Genomic DNA, 24,006 nt, shown 5'->3' on the forward strand with positions numbered 1-24,006 from the left:
CTCTACGTCAAGCTTTATTTTAACGATGGTTCCCATTTCTTTCAAGCGATAAATAGATTTTTATAAAAAAAAATGTGAGAATTCTCGCTTTTTCATATAATTTTAATAAAATAGTGAAAAAACGATAGTTATAAAAAATAAAACGCACGAAACAATCTATGTCTCGTGCGTTAATTTTCAACTTATGAAGCTTCTTCCTCTGAAAATTGACTATTATACAAATCAGCATAAAAACCATCTTTTTCCATCAAAGTATCATGATTACCTGTTTCAACGATCGAACCATGATTCATAACGATAATGTTATCTGCATCACGAATCGTTGACAGACGGTGAGCTACCACAAAACTTGTTCGGTTTTCTAATAAACGATTCATCGCTTTTTGAATCAAGATCTCAGTTCGTGTATCTACACTAGAGGTAGCTTCATCAAGGATCAAGACATCTGGATTAGCAAGGAATGCTCGCGCAATCGTAATCAATTGTCTTTGACCTTGAGAAATGTTGCTGGCATCTTCGTTTAATACTGTATTATAGCCTTCTGGTAATTTGCGAACAAAGTCATCGACATGGGCTGCCTTAGCAGCTTCGATTACTTGCTCATCTGTTGCATCTTCGTTCCCATACTTGATATTGTCATAGATCGTCCCTGTGAATAACCAAGTATCTTGAAGTACCATAGAGAACTGTGCACGTAAGACATCTCGTGAAAGATCTCTCGTGTCAACACCATCGTAACGAATGCTTCCGCCCGAAACATCATAGAATCGTTCTAACAGGTTGATCAAGGTGGTTTTCCCTGCCCCTGTAGGTCCTACGATAGCAACCATTTCTCCCGGTTTTACATCTAAACTGAAATCAGTCATCAATAAACTATCTGGAGAATAGCCAAATTGTACATTTTCAAAACGTACTTTGTAAGGTGTATCTTTTTCTACTGGCAATCCTGATTTTTCCTCTGTCATCTCTGCTTCATCTAAGACTTCAAAAACACGTTCTGCAGAAGCAACTGTTGATTGGATCGTGTTCATCAAACTCGCTAACTGCGTGATTGGTTGTGAAAATTGTGTCGTATATTGCAAGAAGGCTTGAACATCACCAAGGGACATATTCCCATTCGCAACTTTGACACCCCCAAGAACAGCAACAAATACATAACCCAAGTTTTTAACAAAGTTCATCAAAGGCATGATGATTGCTGAAATGAACTGAGCTTTCCAGCCTGCCGCGTATAGTTTTTGATTTTCTTCTTCAAAGACTTCTTGGTCTTTTGCTGTATGGTTAAATGTTTTAACGATCGTATGTCCACTATACGTTTCTTCTACCTGATTATTTAAAAGTCCTAGACTCTTTTGTTGATCAGCAAAGAATATTTGTGATTTTGGCGCAATGATCATGACGATGATCAAACTTAAAGGAATCATCAATAATGCGACCAACGTTAACTGCCAACTGATAGAAAGCATCATGACGATAACCCCGATCAATGTGACGGCACTCGTTACAAATTGCGTCAAGTTTTGTTGAAGCGTACTTGCAATGTTATCCATGTCATTGATGGCTCTAGACATGATGTCCCCATTTGTATGTGTATCATAGTAAGAAATAGGTACTCGGTTCATTTTTGCTTCTAGATCATGTCGTAGTTCATACACTGTTCGTTGTGAAACTCTAGTCATGATAAATTGTTGTAAAAAGTTGAATACCGCAGAAATCAAATACATTACGATAACTGTCGCAATGATTTGTGCAATTTTGTCAAAATCAATCGGAAATTTTGATATCTGTTGGCCTGCTTGCATCTGTTTAGCACCTGCCATGACACCATTGAATATTTCCGTTGTCGCTTTCCCTAATACTTTAGGTGTTTGGATTTGGAAGATTACAGCTGCAATCGCCAACACAAAAACGGCAATGATCGCAACTAACCGTTTGGACATATACCCAAATAATCGTCTAACTGTTCCCCAAAAATTCTTAGGTTTTTCTCCTTTAACGCCAATGTTGCGTCCAGGTCCATGTCCGCCACCCATTGGTCCACGAGAAGGTTTCGTATTTTCTTTACTCATGTAGATCCTCCTCTCTCAATTGCGAATGAACGATCTCTTGATACGTTTCATTTGTTTTAAGTAGTTCATCATGTGTTCCTTTACCGACTAATTTTCCTTCATCTAATACTAAGATCGTATCAGCGTCCATAACAGTACTTACACGTTGAGCAACTAATACCGTAATGCTTTGTGTCATATTTTGTTTCAATGCTTGACGAAGATTTGCATCTGTTTTAAAGTCTAAAGCTGAAAATGAATCATCGAAGACATAGACATCTGCTGGTTTGACTAAAGCCCGTGCAATAGCCAGTCGTTGTCTTTGACCACCAGAGAAGTTCCCGCCACCTTGTTCTACGTGGCTATCTAACCCATCTTCTAATTCTGAGACAAATTCTTTCGCTTGAGCAATTTCTAATGCTTTCCAAATCATTTCATCCGTTGCATCTGCTTTACCATATTGCATATTTTCTCTGATCGTTCCAGAAAAGAGCATCGCTTTTTGCGGAACAAAGCCCATCAATTCTCTCAAGTTGTATTGTGTCACTTCACTGATACTTGTTCCATTGATCTTGATGGCACCAGATTCAATATCATACAAGCGTGGGATAAGATTGACTAAAGTCGTTTTCCCTGAACCAGTACCTCCAATGATTGCAACGATCTCCCCAGATTTGGCAGAAAAATCAATATCTTCTAAGGCTAATTTCTCCGCCCCATGATAGCGATAATTGACATGCTCAAAAGCAAGTGTGGCATTTTTTCCTGCAAGAGCCAATTTTTTAGGATCTTTAGGGTCATTGATCCCTACTTCTTCATCTAGTACTTCATTGATACGATCAGCAGATGCTTGTGCTCTAGGCACCATGATAAAAATGGCTGACAGCATCATGAAGCTAATCAAAATCTGCATCGCATATGTCATGAATGCAATTAGGTTCCCTACTTCTAAAGTCATATCTGCTATGTAGTGACCACCAAACCAGGTAATTGCTACATTTGTACCACTCATGATCAATGTCATCATCGGCATCATCAATGCAACGATCGTATTTACTTTAATCGCTGTATTCGTATAATCTTTATTCGCTAAATCAAAACGATTTTCTTCAAATCGTGTTTTATCAAAGGCACGAATAACACGTACGCCTGTCAGTCCTTCACGAAATACCAAGTTCAAGCGGTCTGTCTTTTTCTGCATACTCTTGAACAATGGAACAGCAAAAAACATGATCCCACCAATCAAAACGATCATGACAGGGATAACAACTAAGAAAATTTTCGTTAATTCATGGTCTTTTTGATAAGCTAAGAAACTTGCACCCACCAATGTAATCGGTGCATTGATCATCATTCTTAGAAACATTTGCGTAACCATTTGGATCTGGGTCACATCATTGGTTGTTCGTGTAATCAAAGAAGCTGTTCCATATTTATCAAAGGCGTCTTTGGTCAAGCTTTCTGATTTTTTATAAACATCTGTACGTAATTGTTTTCCTAATTTCTGTGATTCTCGTGTTGCAAAATAGGTATTTGCAATTGCCGCAAAAATACTGATCAAAGAAAAGCCGATCATAACAAAACCAGTCTGCCAGATATAATCGACATCTCCTTTTGCTACCCCTTTATCAATAATATTAGAGGTCAGTGTCGGCAAGTAAAGATCTGCGAAGACTTGGATAACCATAAATATCGTAGCAGCAATCGCCGAAGTCAATGATATCCGTTTAAAAACTTTTAGCATGTAGTACCCTTCTTTCTATTTATACACTCCATTTTTCAACCAAGACAATTTCAATTTGAATTCTTCGATTGCTTGTTCAACAGAGTAATCTTTGGATTTTGAGAATGTTTTATAAGAATGAGCGATTGTCGTAAAAAATGTACTCATCACTACTTGGATCAGTAATTCCATCTCATGGTCATTTTTGATTTTTAGTGTAGTGCGATCGATCAACTCAACCAGTTCTTTCGCATCTTGTTTATGCTCTTCATGGGAGTGATGCTGATCCCCTCTAGCATGGGGCACCACTTTACGGGAAGCACGATAATCCATATTCATGAACAAATTTCGATAAAAAGCAGCATTTTCTCCCACTAAGATATCGCGGATCATCTTTGTAAAATAAAGTTCGAATCCCTTGAACAAATCACCATCGGCTTCTTTCATCAATTGGATCATATCTCTAGAACTATCACGTCGCACTGTTTCAAAGTAATAGAAATAAAGATCTTCTTTGTCCTCAAAATATTGATAAAAACTACCGCGAGGGATTTCAGCTATCTTCACGATATTTGCGATAGAAGCATCTTTTAACGGGACTCTTGAGAACTCAACTCTTGCTGCTTCTAACAGTCGTTTCTTTTTTTCTTCAGGTAAATGAAAAAAAGTCTGCTTAGGCATAGGTAGCCTCCTTCCTTCTAAAAATGACACACTGTCATATGACACTATGTCATTATAACACCAGGTAATTGTTTTGCAAGTGATTTGCATGATTTTTTTCATGAAAACAACTGTTTTTTTTATTTGAAATGGAACCTTTATAAAAAAGCTTGATAGCCTTTTCCCTTTCAAGTAAACTTATTTTGTTAGCCACATAACAACAATTATAAAAGGAGAGATATTATGGCATCAGTATTAGTAGTAAAAGGTCACCCTTTAACTGCACAAGAATCTCGTTCAGTTAAAGCATTATCTGCTTTTTTAGATAGTTACAAAGAAAATCATCCGGACGATGAAGTTACCGTCCTAGAACTTTACCATGATGATATCCCAGAAATCGATGAGGAATTACTTTCAGGTTGGGAAGCGCTTCGTGCAGGCGCTGAATTCTCTACTTTATCCGAAAGCCAACAACACAAAATTGCTCGTTTCAATGAATTGACGGATCAATTTCTTGCTTCAGATAAAATCGTTATCGCCAATGCTTTATGGAATTTGAATATTCCTACAAAACTAAAAGCTTGGTTCGATACTGTCAATGTAGCTGGTAAAACATTCCGCTACACTGAAAATGGTCCAGAAGGATTAGTTTCTGGTAAGAAAGCATTGCATATCCAATCAAACGGAGGAGTTTACAATGGTCAAGACTTTGCTTCACAATATGTCAAAGGGATTTTGAACTTTGTCGGTATCGATCAAGTCGATCAATTATTTATTGAAGGTATCGACTATGCGCCTGATCGTGCTGAAGAATTGATGCAATCAGCTTTGGATAAAGCCACAGAATTTGGTAAAACGTTCTAAATCGATCAGCAAAAAAAATTTTTAAAAGAAAAAAGATTCAAAAATAGGAATTTCTGAACCGATCTCTAAAAAGTTAGTGGACTAGCTTTTAAAGATCATTACAGCCTATTTTTGAATCTTTTTTTATAACTCGTTGTTTTTTTCTTCATACAAATTAGAAATAGTAGTGTACCATTCGAAGACATGTGAAATGATCACTTTCGCAGCAGCATATACCGGAATCCCTAAAATCACACCGATGATCCCAAATAATTTACCAGAAGTCAACAACACTAGTAAAATGGTGACAGGATGAATTGCTAGCTGATTTCCTAGAACAAGTGGAGAAATCAAACGCCCTTCGATTGTTTGCTCCACAGCAAAGACGATCAGCACTTTCACTAACATCACTGGCCCTGCAACGATTGCTAAAAACACTGCTGGAATCATTGCTAAGAATGATCCTAGATAAGGAATAAGGTTTAAAAATCCTGCGACTATCCCTAGAGTAACTGCATAATCCAGACCAATAATCGCAAAACCGATCATAAACATGATGGCTACAGCAAACGCAACAGTTAATTGCCCACGGATATAAGAAGACACTTGATCATTCATTTCCCCTAACACTTTTAATGTGGGTTTCCGCATACGAGTTGGCAAGAATTTAACAAAATACGGTGCAAGCTGTTTCCCATCCTTCAATAGATAGAAGAGAATAAATGGCATCGTCAACACAGCAACCAAGACCGTCGCTACAGCCCCGACAAAACTACCCAAACTTTGAACGGTACTTTTAGAGATATCTTGTAACATATCTCCAGCTGAACTTACGAACTTTTCTCCCGCAGATTCCAATTGATCTCTAAACTGATTAAATAGCGGATCCCTTAAAATCTCCGTCAATTTATTATCGATCGTATCTACATATTTAGGAAAATTACCGACAAAACTGACTGTTTGCTCTTGGATTTTAGGAATGATAACCACTGATCCCCAAACGATCAAAGCCACAACGAGAACAAATAATCCAATGATACTGTAGATTCGCGGTATTCGTTGTTTCTCTAAATAATCGACCACTGGATTCATCAAATAGTACAAAATACCCGCTAAAATAATCGGCAAGCCAACGATCGCTAAAAACTGCCAGATTGGTTCAAATAAATAGGATACTTTCGTAAATAGAAAAACGATAAGTAAGACTAAAAGCACCACTAGTAATGACGTCACGACCTGATTATTCAAGAACCAACGCCAGAACCAAGAAATAGGTCTTGATTTTTTATTTTTTTCTTCCATTTTTCCACCTACCTGTATTTAATCTCTGTACCTACATGGAGTTCAGGAAGTTGATGTGGTGATAAATAGATACCATTTGCAATACCACTGTCTTCCGTATGACTCTCAAAAATCAACGTAACGTGTCCAACAGAAGTCAAATTTTCATTCGCCATCGTTCCCACATAATCGATTGTATATTCTTGCTGATCAAAAGAGATCATTCCACCTTTCTTCAATTGAAAGGCTTCTTTTGAACTGATTTCTTGAATAATTGAATAATTCCGCAAGGCAGATGTCGCTGTTTGATCGAATAGAATCAAGATCGGTTCTTGAACGCTCACTGCTTTGGCGCCAATTTCTTTTATCGTTGCATGAATCATAACATTCTCTCCCTCACTACAAAAAAATTTCTTTGCGTACAAAACAAGTATAACATATTCTTTTTGTTTAACCGCCATGAATAGTTATGTGCTAAAATAAAAAAAGAAACCTATTTCATAAAATTTCAGGAGGGATAAAATGATGGAAAAAATCATTTTAGGGACATATACAAGACGTGTCAGTGAAGGAATTTATACAATCAATCTGGATAACGAAAAGGGTGAATTGACAGGTCTAGAATTAGCAACGAAAGAAAATAGCCCTACTTATTTGACGAAAAGCAAGGCTGGTAATCTTTACACTGTCACAAGTATCGATGGACTAGGCGGAGCTGGTGCATACGATCATGAATTTCAGTTTTTGAATGCGGTAACAGAATCAGGAGCTCCTTTGTGCTATGTAGCCGTTGATGAAACAAGACAGCTTGTTTACGGCGCAAATTACCACAAAGGTGAAGTAAATGTTTACCGTATTCTTGAGAATGGTGGATTAGAAGCTACAGATGCAGTGTTTCATCAAGAAGAAACTGGTCCGCACAAAAATCAAGACCATGCTCATGTCCACTACACAGACTTGACGCCTGATGATCGATTAGTTGTTTGTGATCTGGGAACAGATCGTGTCTATACGTACGATGTGTCAAAAGAAGGAAAATTGACTGTTGTGGCTGAATTCGTTGCAGAACCCGGAACTGGCCCACGTCATCTTGTTTTTCATCCGACAAATCAAAAGATTGCTTATTTATTTGGCGAATTAGATAGTACAGTCCGCGTACTACAATATGATGCAGCACACGGAAGCTTTACTGAAAAACAAAAAATCAGTACTTTACCCGAAGATTTCCAAGGAGAAAACGGTGGCGCTGCGATCCGTATCTCTAAAGATGGCAATTATGTCTATGCTTCAAATCGTGGGCATAATTCAATTGCGGTGTTTGCTGTTTCGCCTGATGAGTACACCTTAGAAAACATTCAAATCATTTCAACTGAAGGGGATTTTCCAAGAGATTTTGCACTGGATCCAGAGAATAACTATCTAGTATGTGCAAACCAAAACACGGATAATCTTACTCTTTATTCTCGTGATGCAGCTACTGGTTTACTGTCAGTACGCCAAAAAGATATTTATGCGCCAGAATGTGTCTGCGTTTATTTTGACTGATCATGGAGGAACGAAATGGATAAAGAAGAAGTTTTAGATCGTCTACGAGAAGACTTGGAGATTCCTTTTTTTCAAGGAAAACTTGAGGACAAAGTCTACAGTGAAGAAGACTATCAGAAAATAAAAAATGATTTGATCAAGTATTTTGATGATTATGTAAGAAATGTGGAAAATTAAAAAAGCGTGTTGATTTGAGTCACACTGAATCAAAACCATAATTAAAACGAACGGGGATGGTCCTTTTTACTGCTTGGGGCCATCCTTGTTTTGAATTCAAGATATCCCACATACGTTCTTTGTTCTTCCTTCTTTTCGTGTAGTTTTTTATCCTTGAACAATACTAAAAACTACAAGCCCGTTGTCATTGAGAACTTCTACAACATTCGCCGTTTTTTCATTTGATTTCTTTCAATAGCAAGCACTAGAAATAGCCCCTGTGAAAATAAGAAGACAACCACAAGAATCTACTGTTCGATTTCTGTGGTTGTCTTCTTATTTCTCAGAGTTGGATACTTTTTCGAACACGCTCTTTACTTGATAGCACCGACTAGTTGCTGAATAAATTTTTGAATGTCTTCTTTCGTGTTACCATAACCAAAGCTGATCCGAATCGATTCTTTCAAGATTGGTGTGTCTTTTCCGTACATTGCTTCTAATACATGGGAAGGTTCGATATTCCCTGCTGTACAAGCTGACCCAGTGGAAATAGCGATACCGTTAAGGTCTAATTTCATTAACAGCAAATCATTTACGACCCCTGGCAAACGAAGGTTCAGCACGTGAGGCAATTTATTTTCTAGGTCCCCGTTTACTTGAACATCAATCCCTTGTTTTTCTAATTCCTCTAAAATCATTTGTTGGAATCCCGCGTATTTTTCACTTCTCGCTTCACGTTCTTCAACCGTTAGAAGTTCCGCTGCTTTTGCCATTCCCCAGATTCCTGCAAGATTTTCTGTTCCAGCACGGCGTTTTTCTTCTTGTTCACCACCTAGAAGCATTGCGGGAATATTGACCCCATCTTTCTTATATAAAAAGCCGACCCCTTTAGGTCCATTGATTTTATGCGCTGAAACGCTTAGTAGATCAATACCTAGATCTTTGGGATGGATCGTTTGGTTGCCATAAGCTTGGACTGCATCGGTATGGAAATAAGCAGGATGCTCGCGCAGTCTTTCTCCGATCTCCTTGATTGGCATCAAGTTCCCGATCTCATTGTTCCCGTACATGATCGAAACTAGGATCGTATCTTCTCTTAAGGCTTGTTCAAAGTCTTCCAATGAAATATTTCCTTTTTCATCTACAGGTAAATATGTAACCTCAAATCCTTTTGTTTCTAAATACTTCATCGCATTCAAAACTGCAGGATGTTCGATGGCTGTAGTGATCAGGTGCTTGCCTTCCGCTTTTCTTGAAAAAGCTGTTTCTAGGATTGCCGTATTATCTCCTTCTGTTCCACCGCTGTTAAAAATGATTTCATGGTCATTCACCTGCAAAGTATCCGCAATGATTTGTCTAGCGGTCTCTAATTTTTCGTGCGCCAAGCGACCAAAGCCATGGATACTTGACGGATTTCCGAATGTTTCTTGCATGATCATAGTCATTTCAGTGATTACTTGTGGATGCATCGGTGTGGTCGCCGCATGATCCAAATAAATTTTTTCCAACTTTTTTCATCCCTTCCAGATATAACTAGGCACATTCTAGCACAGAATATCAAAGTTACCAAAAATAAAAAATAAATTCGCTCAACTGCTTACTAAGTAGAAGCTAGTTGGGCGAATTTCTATTTGTCCTATCGCTAACGATTAATCAAACTCTTTTTCTTCTAGACGGAACAATGGACTCATTGGTGTATTTTCGTGGATACGTTTTACCGCTTCTCCCATCAATTCAGAGCATGTAACGATCGTCAAGTTTTCTGGATGACGATCTTCAGTTGTGAAGACAGAATCAGTGATACAAATATCTTTGATTGGCGCTTCATCTAAGATTGGTTTCGCAGGAACAGATAATAATCCATGAGATGCACAAGCATAAACATCTTTCGCACCATTTTCTTTCAATACATTCGCTGCACGGGCAAATGTCGCACCAGTATTAAGGATATCATCTACCATGATACATGTTTTTCCTTGTACGTTCCCGATCACATAACCGCTATTCACATCAGCATCATCTGCGTGGTCTACGATTGCCAGTGTACTATCCAGATATTCAGAAAGGCTTCTAGCACGTTGGACACCACTATTTTTTGGTGAAACAACAACAATATCATCCCCCGTCAAACCAAGTTGACGATAATAATGAGCAAACAAAGGCATTGTAAATAAATTATCAACAGGGATATCGAAAAATCCTTGTACTTGGACAGTGTGTAGATCCAAAGTCAACACACGAGTTGCACCAGCTTCTTCAATTAGATTAGCAATCAATTTCGCTGTGATTGGTTCGTGTGGTTTTGCTGTGCGGTCTTGTCTTGCATACCCATAATAAGGTAGTACGACATTGATCGTTTTGGCGCTTGCACGTTTCATCGCATCGATCATGATCAATAATTCGAGATAGTGATCATTTACAGGCGCATTGGTTGACTGTACGATGTACACATGATCGCCACGGATACTTTCTTCAATATTGATCGAAATTTCACCATCACTAAATTGTTTTACGACACTTTTTCCTAGTTCTGTCCCAAAGACCTTCGCAATTTTTTCTGCTAATGGACGATTCCCATTCAAACTAAAGATTTTCAACGTGTCATCCTGATACTTTTTACTCATGTAGTCCTCCCCAAACTTCTCTATTCTTCGATAGTTTAACATACTTTGCCAATATTTTCTGGTAATTTCTGCAAATAATTACGGAAGGGAGACTGTTCCATTTCCCCAACTTGCAGGAATTATTCGTTGATAATCTCCCCAATTATCGTGGACTTTATAAAAACGTTCACCAGAGGCAGATTCATAATACGCATATGCTGTCACCCAATGATTGCCATAAGGACTGCCAAGTATTTTCAAAATCCCAACCATCACTGGTTTTCCTTGATGGATTCTTTTGGTGGCCCGCTGCCAAGAACCGATGATCGTATTTCTAGCAGAAAAAGGATTGCCTGTTTTTTTCAAGAATCTCGATAGCCCACCACTTACTTGAAGTGGAATGGTCGGTAATCCTAAAGGCTGGATCATTTTTTTCAATTCACTGCTGAGGGGCTCATCTATCTGTGATCCTTTTTTTCGAATCTCTTCAGGAAGTGATAACTCATCGCGAAAGTCTTGATAATAAGCAAGTAAAACAGTTGCTGCATAAGTTCCGCAAAGATAGCCCGAAGGTGTGCGCCATTTTTTATAAGAAGCGAAACGTTTTGCGGGTAACCCCACCCAACAATCGAGCAGATATGCTTTGCCTTTTTTTGTTCGATTCCATTCCAGTGCTTTTTCTAGCAAATCATTTTCTTCAGAAAAACAACTTGTCTTTTCTGCCATCGCAGTAAAAATGGTCGAACGCCCAATAGCATCAACGTACGTATCTTCTGTCGGGCAATACTCTACTGGCTTTCCAGTCTGATCAACAATAAGATAGCTTTCATTCTCAAAAATCATGGCTAGATACACCTGTCCCTGATCCGTGAGCAACTTTTCTGTCGCCGCCACGCTCTTTGCTTCACCATCTATTATAAGATACGCAGATCGTTCGACTTTATTTTTCAAGCTCAATCACCTCCGTTTCTTTCATTATAAGGGAAATAGGGGCAAAAACAAATCAGTTTGACTAGGGAACAGTGCCTTCTCTTTTCATAGAAATCCCCATTATTTCTAAACTTCTATTCCTTTCCATTGTTTATTCAGTGATTTTATACGATAATAAAAACATTAAATAAAAAGGAGCGATGAGTAAATGAACAAAGAACTTTTAAAACAAGATTTTTATGAAGCAGTAAATGAAGAATGGCTCAAAACTGCCAAAATACCAGCGGATAAACCCGTTACTGGCGGATTCCAAGAATTGGTTGTTGGGATCGATGACCTATTAATGAATGAAATTGACGAATTACTCGCACACCCCGAGTTCGTTCCATCTGAAAAAATGGCTCATTTTCTTCGCTTTTACCAAATTGCAAATGATTATGATAGAAGAAATCAATTAGCAGAAAAACCATTACTTCCACTGCTTGAACGTATTGAAAAAATCAACTCATTTGATGCATTGAACCAACAACTTCCAGAATGGGTACTTGATAGTTTACCCCTCCCATTTTCACTTGACGTAGATGCGGATATGAAAAATGCACAAACAAATGCCTTTTTTGCTTATCCACCTTCTTTATTCTTACCTGATAAAACATATTACGCACCAGAACATCCAAATGGTGCAGAACTATTAAACGTGTTCTTTGATATGATGGTCCAATTATTGGAGCTTTCTGGAAAAGATAAAGGTCAAGCTGAAGCAATCGTCGAACAAGCCATTCAATTCGATAAACTGATTGCTCCTCATGTAAAAAGTGCGGAAGAAAATGCGGACTACAGTAAAATGTACAATCCTCAATCATTTGAAGAATTTATTGGTCATACGGCTACGATCGATTTAAAAAAACTATCTGTTGGCTTACTTGGAACAACACCAGATAAAGTCATCGTGACTGATCCAGGATATTTTGACCATTTAGCTGAACTATTAACGACTGAACATTTTCCACTGATCAAAAGTTGGATGATCGTGCGAACGGTTCGCTCTTTAAGCAGCTATTTATCAGAAGAATTCAGACAAGTCAGCGGCATTTTTTCTCGTACACTTTCCGGTACCGAAGAAGCAATGGCACCAAAGAAAGCTGCGTACTATTTGGCTTCTGGACAATTTGACCAAGTCGTTGGTGACTATTATGGGAAAAAATATTTTGGTGAGATTGCTAAAAAAGACGTAGAGAATATGATCAAAGAAATGATTCGTGTGTATAAAAAACGTCTAGAAGAAAATAGCTGGCTTAGTCAAGCAACCAAAGAAAAAGCTATAATCAAACTAGATAAATTAGGTGTTCAAGTTGGTTATCCTGAGAGCATCCCCGCTCGTTTCGATGCATATAAAACAGTCACTGCAGAAGACGGCGGCACACTACTCTCCAATGCCTTAGCTTTTAGTAAAATCGAAGCTAAAGATCGTTTTAGCAAATGGAATAAACCTGTTGATCGTTCAGAGTGGGAAATGAGTGCAGATACTGTGAATGCTTACTATCACCCATTTAGAAATGTCATTGTTTTCCCTGCGGCTATCTTACAAGCCCCATTCTACAGTTTAGAACAATCAAGTTCCGCAAACTTTGGTGGGATCGGCGCAGTGATCGCCCATGAAATTTCACACGCTTTTGATAACAACGGTGCCAAGTTCGATGAATTTGGTAATTTAAATAATTGGTGGACAGAAGAAGATCTGGAACAATTCCAAAATAAAGCCCAAGCAATGATTGATGAATTTGACGGTTTATCACTTGCAGATGCCACTGTGAATGGAAAGTTGACCGTTTCTGAAAATATCGCTGATGCTGGTGGTTTAAGTTGTGCTTTAGAAGCTGCTAAATCTGAAAAAGATTTTTCATTTGAAGAATTTTTTGTCAGCTGGGCAACGATCTGGCGTACAAAAGCCAAAAAAGAATACCAACAATTACTTTTACAAATCGATGTCCATGCACCAGCTAAGCTAAGAGCCAATGTCCAACTACAAAACATTGATGAATTTTATGAAACTTTTGGAATCACTGAACAAGATGAAATGTACCAAAAACCAGAAAAACGCGTGCATATTTGGTAAAATGGTGAACAACATGCCTTGACCAAAAAGAGAACGAGGGACAAAAGTATTCTGTACTTTTGCCCTCGTTCTCTTTTTTAACAAATTTTATTTTTTCAAAGTTATTCGTATCATGCTTTCTTTTTTTTCATTGTCATGTAAAGCACGACTGCACAAATGAGCGTTACGCCCAATGCTGTGATGAAGTAATTCGTTTTTTCACCAGTAGTTGGCAATTTATTTTTGTCTGTTTCATTTTCTTTAGATTGCCCTGTCTCTTTCCCTTTATCTGATTCATCGGTAGTTGATTCTGTTGTTTTTCCTGCTAAGCTATTGATTTTTTTCTCTTGACTTACTCTATCAGCGTGCTTGATCCATGTCATTCCATCAAATATTTCTGTACGGTACCACACAGAAAGAACATATGCCCCCTGCCTAGGCGCAGATATTGTAGCGAGTGAATCCGAAAAAGCTCCGGACATACCAGCTTCATCGATACGCCATTCAACAGGAAAGTAACGCATGTCGCCTTTAACTGCTTCTAACGGATCCGCTGGAGCAAAATCAGCTACCCACACTGTAAATGGTTTCTGTTCTGTAATATGTTTCTCCGCTTCTTCTCGTATCCCATTGGCTTCTTTTATGATAATGGGATTGTTCTCTTCTGTCGGCTGTGTCTGATTTGGTTCGCGCTCCTTTTCCAGTTCAACTACTGGATAATCCGAGAATGGTGAACTTGTTTCGTCCAAAATAGCTCCCACAGAAAGAGGAACACCGTTGTTTTTCTTTCCGTCTGTTCGTCGAAATTCTGGCTTTATCTGCATCAATCCAAAGACGTTGATGCTCCCATTCTCATATCGAGAAACCGGTTCTTTCGTTTCATCTGAAGTGTCTAGATGGTCGAACCACTCCTCTAAAATTTGACTGCCTAAATGATTTTCAGAGCGCTTTGTCTGTTCATTCCATAAATAGTTCAATTCATGGAAAACATCCTCTTTTTCTTGCTTCAATAGTTGGATCTGTTCCCTTATATCTAACCCTGTTGTTCGAAATGATAGAATTCCTGATGTTTCGAAAGCCGTCTCACTGGCTGACGAAGTATAGAGCGCAACATTGTATGAACCATTATTAAAGCTTGTGCTGCTTTTGACGATGATGTCCGTTCCGCTATTGGAATCGATTCCTTTCGCCAAGTTTTCAAAAGAAAGACTATTGATCAATTCGTGCTTTCCAGAGAGTGAGGAACCTCCCATTTTAAAGCCGTTCCCATTCCCTTCTCCGTTGACCCCAGGAATCCAGCCATTTCGATAAGCAACCGAATTTTTGATCACTACTTTCCCGATTGAGCCTGTTTCATTTTTCGCAAATAGATCCCAACCGTCATCAGCATTATGGTAGGCAATACAGCCATCAAATAGATTGCCTTCTCCAACTGTCAATTTTGCCGCAAACCCATCTGCATCTTCAAATCCTGGGTCAGCATTTTCGAAAGAAGTACAATTTTTGATCAAGTTATGTGCTGGCCATGCTTCAAACGGGTCGTTTGAGCTGCCGCTGATTTGAATTCCTGTATTTCCATTGCGGTATGCATGGATATCCTCAACTACATTGTAATTACCAGAGATTTGCATCCCTTTTTGCATCGCCGCACTATTTGTAATGTCAAATCCTCTTAGTATCCAATGGTTGCCCCAAACAGTCAACCCATTACCCGTGCCACAAAAATCAAAAATAGGGCGCTGATTCTCCTTATTCTTTTCCGCAATCAAATAGATTGGTAATTCCTTTGTGCCAATGATACCTTTTGGGATACTGAGTCCGTTAGGTAAAGCATATGTCCCTGAACTTAGGACAATGATTTGGCCTCCACTAGCATATTTGAGTGCTTCCGTTAATGAAAGGGGATTTTGTTTACTTCCACTCCCAGTTGCTGTCCCCGTTGGTGTGACATAGAGCGTAGAGTAGCTGTGCTGTTGATGGACCACGGTATGCTTGATTTCTTGAGTATCATAATTCGCCAGCACTGTATAATCTTCCGGCGGAAAGTTTTTGTCTGGTGTAAAACGAAAAGTAAAATGATTTTCTCCGGTCATTAATTTTGTTTCAAATTGTTGTTCTTTATTTGCTTGAATGGCAACATCTTTCGCCTCACCAATGATTTCATTGGTTTGTCGATTCACGATCGTCAGCTGTCCGTCCGCATTCGTTTTAAAGGATAGCACGTGGTTCGCATCTCCTGAATAGTTGCTTGACGTGACACTATAGATTGGCTCGATGATTTTGTTTGGTCGTTCTTTTGCTGGAGGATCGGTTGCTGGATCTGAAAAAGTCAGATCGATCTCATCCACTTTGATCGTCATATTTCGTGCTGCTGCAAAACCGACATAGATTTCCTCTTCAGAAGAACCATACAACTCTTCCCAATCGTACATGATCTCGTTTGCCAGTTCTTTGCCTGTGCTGCTGTCATAGTAATAGGCTTCAAACCCTGTATTCGTTTTTTTCATTTCTACAGAGATTTTCGTTAGATTATCGGTTGCTGGAAATAGATTACCGTTGCCATTACCAAAAATATTATACGAGCTAGCTTCTTTTTCCTGTAGCCCAGCCGAAGTTTCCATTGGTGCTGTTTCTACTTTGACACTGCCAGGGGCTGGGGCTGATTCTGGACTATCAGGAGATATCCCTGTGATCGTCCTGCTTCCCAAGCCTAATCGCATGGTGTATTTACTGCCATTTCCACTAACTACTTCTTTTGTATCTGAATTCCAAAGATACTCGATTCGACTTCCCAATAAAGAAAACGAATTAGAATAAAATGATTGCCCGAATAGATTTGATTTTGGGACACTATCTCTGACCATGACCGCAAAACCTTCTTGGGCATTCGTGTATGTCCAAGACTCGATCTCAATCGTGGCCTTCAATGAAAAATTCGTTTCTTTGCTTACTGGATGATAATAATACGTGATACCATCTGACCCGCTAGATTGGAATTTCCCCCCGTTATTCGTGGAAGATAACCGCACGCTATTATCCGTTGACTCAATCTGATATTTGCTTGCACTAGTACTTTCACCGAAGACGACTCCTTGCCAACGTTCCTCAGCAACCGACTCCTGTTCAAGATTTGGTTCTGTTTCAAGATCTGGTTCTATTTCAACCTTCTGTGTATTTTGGTCATCTACTGCTTGTTGATTCGCTTCTTCCATTTTTTCCCCTTCATCGCTATACCTTTCATTGTTCACGTGTGCATTATTTTCAATAAGAATAGGATCTTCTGTTAAAGCTTGTGTGGCACTGGTTATCATAGGTGTCGTTACCAAAAGAAAAGTTGAAGCTAGTATAACTGTTGTTTGCCATTTATTCTTCAAAAAATAACCTCCCTGAAAATTAGTAAGCGCTTACTATAGGAGTATTACGTACTTTTCAGTTTATGTCAACAAAAAATAGATTAGTAACAACAGTTATATTTCCGAAAGATTTAAACATCACAAAATAAGCTTTATAAAGACTGTGCACCCTAGAAAAACATAACAAAAGAAGAAGAAGAATGTGGGACAAATCTAAAAAAACAGATTTACTACAGATTTTAATTCCGGATAAACGGCGTCCAAAAGTCAGGTTTTTCGGAAATTTCAAAAAAGAGGAGCGTGGGACAAAACTAAAAATCAGTTTTGCCACAGACTCTAACTCCGAATAAACGGTGGGAGCAGAAGCAACTCCTTCTTAAATAAGCCGAAATTCACAAAAATTTGAAAAGCAATTTCCGTTCATTTCTTCTTATTTCTCGGAGTTAAACACTTCTGTCCCAGCCTCCTCTTCCCTCTTCAATTTATCAAACCTAAACGACTTTTGTTTCGATCTCTTCCTCTAGATTTGAACACCAACGAAAATCAGAAGTTCAAAAAAATAATTCAAGTTTCACACTTCGATCCTAATTTCTTCCATTTCATGAAATCCGTTAGCTATTTTCATTCCTCTGACAATTGAATGCAGCGTGGAAGAACCTATTTTCGGATGATTTTCGCCCCTAAAGTAGTCTCAAAATGTTTCAATGCCCACGCATGTCCGATTGAATCAAAGCTTGCAACAGCATCTTCATAAATGAATAATTGATAGCCTAAATTATAAGCATCCACCGCTGTATGCAAGACACAAATATCTGTACAAACACCAGTCAAATAAAGGTCAGTGATTTTTCTTTCCCGTAAACGGATATCCAAATCTGTTCCGCTAAAAGCAGAATAATGTCGCTTATCTATCCAATAGACATTTTCTCGTTGCTTATTTTCATCATACAGATCCTTCAATTTGCCGAACAAATCCCGGCCACTAGTGCCTATCAGGTTATGTGGTGGAAACAACTGATTTTCCGGATGAAAATGATCTGCACTATCATGTCCATCTATTGCGAATACGACAAACTCTCCCTTATCGATAAAGTCTTTCGTGTGTGCAACCAGCTGGTTTTCAATGGCTTGGCCATCTTTAGCGGTCGTCAGCTTTCCATCATCTGCAACAAAATCATACGTGTAATCTATCGAAATCAAAGCTTTCATATTAGCCTCTCCTTATACAAGATGTTTGACAAATTCAATAACCATCTCAGCTGAACGTTTCCCGGCATCTTCGATAAATTCGTCAAAGCTTTGTGTCGCTGAATGATCTGCTGTATCACTCATTGCTCGAACGATTAAAAATGGGATATTGAACTGGCGAGCTGTTTGTCCAACCGCTGCCCCTTCCATTTCACAAGCAAGTGCCTCTGGGAAATTAGTCAAAATTTCTTTTACTTTATCTGGCGAGTCGACAAAAGTATCCCCTGTAACGATCAACCCTTCTTTAACATTAAGATTCGCTGATTTGGCTGCTTTAGCCATCTCTGTTCGCAAATAAGTACTTGCTTCATAATATAGCGGCATGCCTGGTAATTGTCCCGGTTCGTAGCCAAATCCAGTTGCATCCACATCAAAATAAGCTACTTTATCAGATATAACAATATCACCAACACTTAAGCCTTCACCGATTCCGCCAGCAGAACCAGTATTGATCACCATATTTACACCATATTGTTGGATCAATAAACTTGTTGTCACTGATGCCAATACTTTACCAATTCCTGAACGAACAACGATTACCTCATGTCGTCCGAGTGAGCCTGAAATAAATAATGCTCCTGCTCGTTCCCAAGATAATGGTTCACTTAAATTTTTTCTTAAGATTTTTACTTCTTCTTCCATAGCGCCAATAATACCGATTTTCATTTCATTTCCTTCTTTCTAAATAAATGCCACTGCTAAAAATACAGCACACAATAGTACAATAACAATAATCAAGGATTTCATCAAAAATGAATTCCATTTTTTTGTTTTTTTACGTTCACTGACACGCGTTTTTGTTATGGGTTTATTTTTTTTGTTTTCTTTACGATAAAAACTAGCGATCTTCTTTTCTTCTTGTTGGTACGCGGCCTCTTCTTTTCTTTGCCTCTTTAGTGATTCTTGGGCTTGCATCTGCTGTCGTCTACGTAGTTCACTTCTCGTAATCAGCGGTCCTTTGGCCATCAACCGATCCCTCTTCCCTTCATCAATAATTCCCAATATTGAACAGCATAAATCGTTTTTGCATCACAGATCACTTGATCCGCCATTGCTTGCTTTGCTTCTTCTAACGTAAGAGCATATAATTCCAAAACTTCATCTTCATCTTGCGCAAGTGGCTGTGCTATTTTTTCTAAATCAGTTGCATGATAAATATGCAGCAGTTCATTTGCAAACCCCGGTGACAGATACATAGACGTTAAATGCGTCAGTTTTCCAGGGCGATAGCCCGTCTCTTCTTCGAGCTCTCTGGCAGCTGTTCGCTCCGGTTCCTGTCCTTCACCTGGATCTATTTTGCCTGCTGGAATTTCTAATATCACTTTTTCTAATGGTTTACGGAATTGCTTTACTAAGAGCAATCGGTCAGCTGTATCAAAAGCGATGATCCCCACTCCGCCAGGGTGAAAAACCAATTCACGCTTTGCCGTTTTTCCGTCTGGTAATCTAACATCATCCAATGCCACGTCGATGATAGCACCATGATAGATTTCTTTACGATTGATCGTCTTTTCTTCAAACTGTTCAAATTTAAGCATCGCTTTCCCTGCTTTCTTTTGTAATGATAACTGCTTTCGTTTATTTTTTCAATTTTTCTTGAATCGTCCTATTTAGTTTACCATAGCAAAGCTTAGAAATTCTCTAAATCTTTAAAATCCTTCTTTAGTCCGATACTATTTATGACAGCTATTGTGCTAAAATAAGGATGTAGATGATAAGAGGAATTCAGTTACTCATGAATGTAAGAAAAGATGGAGGGCTTAATATGTTAAAACGAAATTGGCGATGGATAGTAGCTTTACTAATAGCTTTTTTTTATATCCGTTTGAGTGGTTATTCTTTGATTACGCTACTGCTGGTAGTAGGAACAGTTTTTATCATTTGGGGACTATTCGGTTCTAGCAAAAAGAAAAAAAGACCGGCAGAAATACCTGATCTTTCAAAAGAATTAGAAGCACATTACGAAGAAAGCGGGATGACCCCAAGCGAAATCACTTTTTTCAGACAAACAATGAATCAGACAAAGACAGAGATCAGCCAACTACAACAAAATATGCAGCAAACAGCAAAACTTAAATCAATCGATCTTCGACATGATACGGTCAAAGCAGCCAAGGCACTCTTTAAAGAATTAGTGAAAGAGCCCCATCGTTTGCATGAAGCAAGTCAGTTTCTTTATACACACTTGCCAAATCTAATTGATTTGACCAATAAATATATCGAGATCAATGATCATGAGATCAAAAATAAACAGACTTATGCAAAACTAGAAGAAAGTGCAGTGATCATCGATCAATTAGCCAGCCTGATCGCGCAAGATTATCAAAAATTCGTATCCGATGATCTAGATGATCTAGATGTAGAGCTATCAATTGCCAAACAAAGCTTAAAACGAGATAATGAACTAGAACGAGAATCGAATCAATAGAGGCAGTAAATTACTCTTTAGTCACTCAATCAGAAAGAGAATGGGACAAAAGTAAGAAACACTTTTGCCTCATTCTTTAAAAACGAATAAACGGTGGGAGCAGAAGCAACTCCTTCTTAAATAAACCAAAATTCACAAAAATTTGAAAAGCAATTTGCGTGAATTTCTTCTTATTTCTCGGAGTTAAACACTTCTGTCCCAGCCTCTTCTCTTATTTATTCTATATCCGATTCGCCCGTTATGCGCAAAAATATGTCACTTAAAACCAAAATAGGATGTTTGATCCACTATCACGTGATTGCATTCCTATCACTTTATTTATATGATGAAAGAAAGTAGTTTCAATGAACCACAAGGAGGAGTTTTAATGGTAAACAATCATCCAAGCGAACCGAATGATATTACCCCTGTCAATGATACGTTAGAAGACTTATTGAACAATCCGTTTTCTACTCCGACAGATAAATTGACCCAAACGCAACAGAACGAAATCAATGCGCTTCAAGAACAGCAAACAGCGACACGACTAATTGATAAATTACCTGCTGAAAGACAAGAACAAGCCAAAGAATTAGCAGCAAAAATCGATGCAAATGATGCGCAGTCAGTCATTAGTTATGGTTCTGCCGCCCAAACAAAATTGAGTGAATTCTCGCAATCGATGCTGAACCATGTCCAAGCACAAGATATTGGTCCGGTTGGTGATTCTTTAACGGAATTGATGTACCGCCTTCAAGAAGCAAATCCAGATGAACTGCGTGCAGGCGAAGGAAATATTTTTCAGCGTGTCTTCGGAAAAGTCAAACAATCCATTTATGAAGTCACTGCAAAATATCAAAAAATCGGTGCACAAATCGACAAGATCTCTATTAAATTAGATAAAGAAAAAGATGGCTTATTAAAAGACAACTTGATGTTAGAGCAACTTTACCAAAAAAATAAAGATTATTTTGATGCACTCAATATTTATATTGCTGCCGGTGAATTAAAGATGGAAGAGCTTCAAACAACGATCATTCCTGAAGCAATGAAAAAAGCAGAAGAAACGGGAGATCAAATGGATGTACAGATTGCAAATGACTATACACAGTTTCTAGATCGTTTAGACAAACGTACACACGACCTACGTTTAGCAAGACAGATCACGATCCAACAAGCACCACAGATCCGTTTGATCCAGAACACGAACCAAGCATTGGCAGAAAAAATCCAAGCATCGATCGCTACAGCGATTCCTCTATGGAAAAACCAAGTGGTCATTGCCTTAACGCTTCTTCGACAAAAAGATGCGGTGACTGCACAAAGACAAGTATCTGAAACAACAAACGACTTATTGAAGAAAAACTCAGAAATGCTTAAAATTTCTGCTATTGAAACTGCAAAAGAAAATGAACGTGGGATCGTTGATATCGAAACATTGCAAACCACTCAAAATAATTTGATTGAAACAATCCAAGAAACCTTACGTATTCAACAAGAAGGAAAAGAAAAACGTCGTCATGCAGAAGTTGAATTAGGCAACATGGAAGATGACTTGAAACAAAAATTATTGGATTTGACACAATAAACTCGCTCCTCTTCCTTTGAAGAAGAAAATTCAATCTATACGAAAAAAGAAGGAGAATGACAAAACACTTGTCGTTCCCCTTCTTTTTTTGTATAGTTGGCGAGAAATAGCTTTTTCGAATCAGCACTACCAAGGCATCTCTTTTATTCATTCATCTTACTGTGTTTATACCCGTAACCAAAATAAATGATCAAACCAAGCACCATGACGATGCCAAAAACAAGCCAAGTTATAGGTTGTAATCGCAGCATCAAAATGAAACATGTGAGAATTGAAATTAGTGGCAAGATAGGGACAAAAGGTACTTTGAACTCACCTGCTTTGGGTTTTCCAAACATTTTTCTTAATTTCAAAAGTCCCAAGCTGACTAGCATCAAATATGTCAGCGCCATGATGTTCGTTAATTCAGCTAAGATGTTCAAAGGGAAGAAGCCCGCAAAGAATAATGCTGCAACCCCTGCTACATACGTCGCTTTTCTAGGCGTTCGATGCTTCTCATCGATTTCTGTCATAAATTTAGGTAATAGTCCATCTTTACTTACAGCAAATAATAAGCGAGCTAAAGAATACATCATCGAAATCGTTACGGTGAGTAAGGTCAAGATCGCGCCCACCGCAATGATTGCACCGATTGTTCCATGACCAACATAACGCATCGCAAATGCCACTGGGTCTGTTACACCTAATTCTGTGTAAGGTACGATCCCAGTCAAGATCAACGTCACGATAATATAGAGTGCCGTAGCAATCAAGATCGACCCAATAATGCCTCTAGGTACATCTTTTTGCGGATTCTTCACTTCCTCCGCTGCCATCGCCACAGAATCAAATCCTAAAAAAGCAAAAAAGACTAAAGCAGCTCCATCTAAGACACCAGAAAAGCCAAAAGGTGTAAAAGGCTGCCAATTTTCAGGTTTAACGAAGAAAATACCAACAACGATGAATAACGCGATGATGCCGAACTTCACGAATACCATCAGGTTGTTCAATCGTAATGCTTTTTTCGCTTCTAAAGAAACGATATACGTGACAAAAATCACGACAAGCACTGCAATCAAATCGATATAAGTTCCATTCTCAGAATTGTAGCCCCCAGTCAATGCATGTGGCAAGCCGACCCCTAAACTCTGTAAAAAGCCTTGGACATAGCCTGACCACCCTGAAGCAACGGATGAGACAGCTAACAAAAATTCACCAATCAATAGCCAGCCTGTTAGCCAAGCAGCAAATTCACCAAATACCACATATAAATAGGCATATGGTCCACCGATCACTGGGACTCTTGAGGCAAATTCAGCAAAACTCAGTCCTGATAAAATGACAACGATTGCAGCCAAGACAAATGAAAGTGACAGTGCTGGACCCGCATTTTGATTGGCCGCAACCCCTGTCACTACAAATATTCCCGTACCGATGATTGCACCGATACCTAACATGATCAAATCCGTTGTTTTAAGATCTTTCTTCATCCCACTCGTCTGATTGAGATTGATTTCCTTCTTACGAAACAAATCCATTGAAGTTCC

The 24,006-nt window shown here is 38.6% G+C and carries 20 protein-coding genes; 6 read left to right on the forward strand and 14 right to left on the reverse strand.

Annotation, left to right across the window (positions count from 1 at the left end):
* Positions 1-182 precede the first annotated feature (182 nt).
* The 3 genes from ED2_RS02515 to ED2_RS02525 are packed head-to-tail and all read right to left on the reverse strand — an operon-like array spanning position 183 to position 4,452.
* Positions 183-2,069, reverse strand: coding sequence for an ABC transporter ATP-binding protein (locus ED2_RS02515; protein ID WP_005879308.1), 1,887 nt, complete (start codon positions 2,067-2,069; stop codon positions 183-185).
* Complete coding sequence (locus ED2_RS02520; protein WP_005879310.1) at positions 2,062-3,792, reverse strand: ABC transporter ATP-binding protein; 1,731 nt, start codon at positions 3,790-3,792, stop codon at positions 2,062-2,064. The genes ED2_RS02515 and ED2_RS02520 overlap by 8 nt, the downstream gene beginning before the upstream one ends.
* 15 nt (positions 3,793-3,807) lie before the next feature.
* Complete coding sequence (locus tag ED2_RS02525) at positions 3,808-4,452, reverse strand: TetR/AcrR family transcriptional regulator (RefSeq protein ID WP_005879313.1); 645 nt, start codon at positions 4,450-4,452, stop codon at positions 3,808-3,810.
* Positions 4,453-4,674: 222 nt separating this feature from the next.
* Between ED2_RS02525 and ED2_RS02530 the strand changes: the two genes are divergently transcribed.
* Positions 4,675-5,295, forward strand: a complete 621-nt coding sequence (locus ED2_RS02530; RefSeq protein ID WP_016176939.1) for an NAD(P)H-dependent oxidoreductase — start codon at positions 4,675-4,677, stop codon at positions 5,293-5,295.
* A gap of 123 nt (positions 5,296-5,418) precedes the next feature.
* Here ED2_RS02530 and ED2_RS02535 read toward each other — a convergent pair whose 3' ends face one another.
* On the reverse strand, positions 5,419-6,576 hold the full coding sequence (locus ED2_RS02535) for an AI-2E family transporter (RefSeq protein ID WP_005879317.1): 1,158 nt from the start codon (positions 6,574-6,576) through the stop codon (positions 5,419-5,421).
* Between the two features lie 8 nt (positions 6,577-6,584).
* On the reverse strand, positions 6,585-6,938 hold the full coding sequence (locus ED2_RS02540) for a PTS glucitol/sorbitol transporter subunit IIA (RefSeq protein ID WP_060789687.1): 354 nt from the start codon (positions 6,936-6,938) through the stop codon (positions 6,585-6,587).
* 139 nt (positions 6,939-7,077) lie between these two features.
* Here ED2_RS02540 and ED2_RS02545 point away from each other — a divergent pair, with 139 nt between their 5' ends.
* Together ED2_RS02545 and ED2_RS15595 are read left to right on the forward strand one after the other, a co-directional pair.
* A complete protein-coding gene (locus ED2_RS02545) occupies positions 7,078-8,100 on the forward strand; it encodes a lactonase family protein (protein WP_016176938.1) in 1,023 nt (340 codons plus the stop codon).
* Positions 8,101-8,115: 15 nt separating this feature from the next.
* Positions 8,116-8,277, forward strand: a complete 162-nt coding sequence (locus ED2_RS15595; RefSeq protein ID WP_005879324.1) for a hypothetical protein — start codon at positions 8,116-8,118, stop codon at positions 8,275-8,277.
* A gap of 353 nt (positions 8,278-8,630) precedes the next feature.
* Here the strand turns inward: ED2_RS15595 and ED2_RS02550 are convergent, their stop codons facing one another.
* From ED2_RS02550 to ED2_RS02560, 3 genes are all read right to left on the reverse strand, one after another.
* Complete coding sequence (locus ED2_RS02550) at positions 8,631-9,764, reverse strand: cysteine desulfurase family protein (protein WP_005879325.1); 1,134 nt, start codon at positions 9,762-9,764, stop codon at positions 8,631-8,633.
* Positions 9,765-9,905: 141 nt separating this feature from the next.
* Positions 9,906-10,880, reverse strand: coding sequence for a ribose-phosphate diphosphokinase (locus ED2_RS02555; protein ID WP_005879327.1), 975 nt, complete (start codon positions 10,878-10,880; stop codon positions 9,906-9,908).
* A gap of 78 nt (positions 10,881-10,958) precedes the next feature.
* The gene (locus ED2_RS02560) at positions 10,959-11,810 is read right to left on the reverse strand and encodes a hypothetical protein (protein ID WP_016176937.1); all 852 of its coding nucleotides are present in this window, start codon (positions 11,808-11,810) and stop codon (positions 10,959-10,961) included.
* A 187-nt stretch (positions 11,811-11,997) separates the two neighbouring features.
* On the opposite strand from ED2_RS02560, the gene ED2_RS02565 reads away from it, so the two are divergent.
* Positions 11,998-13,905, forward strand: coding sequence for a M13 family metallopeptidase (locus ED2_RS02565; RefSeq protein WP_005879331.1), 1,908 nt, complete (start codon positions 11,998-12,000; stop codon positions 13,903-13,905).
* Between the two features lie 110 nt (positions 13,906-14,015).
* On the opposite strand, the gene ED2_RS02570 is transcribed toward ED2_RS02565, so the two are convergent.
* From ED2_RS02570 to ED2_RS02590, 5 genes are all read right to left on the reverse strand, one after another.
* Positions 14,016-17,258 (reverse strand): right-handed parallel beta-helix repeat-containing protein, encoded by a 3,243-nt coding sequence (locus tag ED2_RS02570; protein WP_016176936.1) that lies wholly within the window; start codon positions 17,256-17,258, stop codon positions 14,016-14,018.
* A 636-nt stretch (positions 17,259-17,894) separates the two neighbouring features.
* Positions 17,895-18,446, reverse strand: coding sequence for a cysteine hydrolase family protein (locus tag ED2_RS02575; RefSeq protein ID WP_005879333.1), 552 nt, complete (start codon positions 18,444-18,446; stop codon positions 17,895-17,897).
* A gap of 12 nt (positions 18,447-18,458) precedes the next feature.
* The gene (locus ED2_RS02580; protein WP_005879336.1) at positions 18,459-19,151 is read right to left on the reverse strand and encodes a 5'-methylthioadenosine/adenosylhomocysteine nucleosidase; all 693 of its coding nucleotides are present in this window, start codon (positions 19,149-19,151) and stop codon (positions 18,459-18,461) included.
* Between the two features lie 15 nt (positions 19,152-19,166).
* Positions 19,167-19,451: a cell wall synthase accessory phosphoprotein MacP gene (macP, locus tag ED2_RS02585; RefSeq protein ID WP_016176935.1), complete on the reverse strand. Its 285-nt coding sequence runs from the start codon at positions 19,449-19,451 to the stop codon at positions 19,167-19,169.
* On the reverse strand, positions 19,451-20,023 hold the full coding sequence (locus tag ED2_RS02590; protein ID WP_016176934.1) for an NUDIX hydrolase: 573 nt from the start codon (positions 20,021-20,023) through the stop codon (positions 19,451-19,453). Before ED2_RS02590 ends, macP begins: the two co-directional genes overlap by 1 nt.
* A gap of 227 nt (positions 20,024-20,250) precedes the next feature.
* Here ED2_RS02590 and ED2_RS02595 point away from each other — a divergent pair, with 227 nt between their 5' ends.
* Both ED2_RS02595 and ED2_RS02600 read left to right on the forward strand, forming a co-directional pair.
* Positions 20,251-20,913, forward strand: coding sequence for a 5-bromo-4-chloroindolyl phosphate hydrolysis family protein (locus ED2_RS02595; protein WP_016176933.1), 663 nt, complete (start codon positions 20,251-20,253; stop codon positions 20,911-20,913).
* Positions 20,914-21,280: 367 nt separating this feature from the next.
* Complete coding sequence (locus ED2_RS02600; protein ID WP_016176932.1) at positions 21,281-22,480, forward strand: toxic anion resistance protein; 1,200 nt, start codon at positions 21,281-21,283, stop codon at positions 22,478-22,480.
* Positions 22,481-22,623: 143 nt separating this feature from the next.
* Here the strand turns inward: ED2_RS02600 and ED2_RS02605 are convergent, their stop codons facing one another.
* Positions 22,624-23,997 (reverse strand): APC family permease, encoded by a 1,374-nt coding sequence (locus ED2_RS02605; RefSeq protein WP_005879347.1) that lies wholly within the window; start codon positions 23,995-23,997, stop codon positions 22,624-22,626.
* Positions 23,998-24,006 lie beyond the last annotated feature (9 nt).

Source organism: Enterococcus durans NBRC 100479 = LMG 10746 (genome assembly GCF_001544215.1).
GTDB classification, from domain to species: Bacteria; Bacillota; Bacilli; order Lactobacillales; family Enterococcaceae; genus Enterococcus_B; species Enterococcus_B durans.